Below are 1,502 nucleotides of genomic sequence, written 5' to 3'. Positions count from 1 at the left end.
GTCCGTTTAAAAAACAGTATAAAATTGGAGCACCAATTAATTTACCATTTTTAAAAGGCACAGTAGTTTTAGCAGCAGATAGAATTGCCAAACCTGATACAAGCTATTTTATTAGTTTTAGTAATTTTGATAGTGTAGTAGCTAGTTATAAAGCCCGTACATCAGTATCAAACCCAGCTAATTCACCAATTCTTGATATAGCATTAATAGATAAGAATACAGAGAAAATAGTTGATTATTTAAATGCAGTAGTTGAAGTTTTAAGTGAAGATCAATTAAACAGAAAAAACCAATATGCTACCAATGCTATTAAGTTTATTGATGAGCAAATTTCAAGAGTAAAAAGCGAACTAAGTAAAAATGCTGAAGATTTAAATGACTACCGAAAAAAGAATAAAATATTCAGTTTAGATGATGAAAGCGTTATACTTAATGAAAAACTTACCGAGTTAGATGCTGAAAAAGAAAGTATAAACAGGCAGCTTAATTACTACGCTAACTTAAAAAGTTATTTAACAACAAGTAGTACTTTTACTGAAATTCCGGCACCATCAATAGCTGGTATAAATGATGGTAATATTTTAAACAACGTATCTAAAATTAATGAACTTTCGGTTCAAAAATCTAAACTTCAATATTCAGTGCGTAGTGATGCTAGCATATTTAACGATTTAAATAGGCAAATTGAAGGTTTAAAAAATGTATTACTTGAAAACATAAACGCCGCTACTCATGTTTTAAAACGCGAATCTAAATTAGTAAGTAGTCGTTTGAGTAAAGTTGAATCTCAATTTAGTAAATTACCTGAAGATCAGCAGCGTTTAATTACCATAGAGCGCCAATATACTTTAAGTGAGCAAACTTATAATGTGTTTTTAGCTAAACGCGGTGAAGCTGAAATTATAAAAGCATCAAACGTATCTGATATTTTAGTAATTGATTCAGCTAAAAATACAGGCGCCCAAGTTTTAGGCAGGAATTTAAATGTTAGGTATGTTTTTGCTTTTTTAGTGGCTTTACTAATTCCTTTAGTATTAGCTTTTATATTTACATTATTAGATAACAGTATTCACAGCCCTATTGATGTTGAGCAATTATCTGCCATACCAATTCTTGGAGTTGTTGGCAAAAACCCGTTAGATAATAATTTAATAGTACATAGAAAACCAAAATCGGCAGTTGCCGAGTCGTTCAGGGCCATTCGTTCTAATCTTCAATATTTTTACAAAACTAAAAATTTAGAAGGCGCTAAAACACTTTTAGTAACATCATCTGTTAGTGGAGAAGGTAAAACGTTTACTTCTATAAACATGGCTACTGTTTTTGCTTTAAGTGGAAAAAAAACAGTGCTTGTTGGTTTAGATTTAAGAAAACCGAAGATTTTTGGAGACTTCAATATTAAAAATGATGTTGGTGTTGTTAACTATTTAATAGGGCAAGAACCTTTGAGCGAAGTGGTGCAAAAAACGGATGTTGAGTTTTTAGATGTTATTACATCAGGC

General features: G+C 30.8%; 1 protein-coding gene. It reads left to right on the top strand.

The genetic code is table 11. From position 1 onward, the window contains the following. Positions 1 to 1,502, top strand: a 1,502-nt coding sequence (locus tag FUA24_RS25030) for a GumC family protein (RefSeq protein WP_394344189.1), incomplete at both ends; no start/stop codon positions are given.

Source organism: Seonamhaeicola marinus (genome assembly GCF_008085455.1).
Note: the sequence above shows the minus strand (reverse complement) of the source record. Positions and strands in the feature narration are given on the sequence as shown.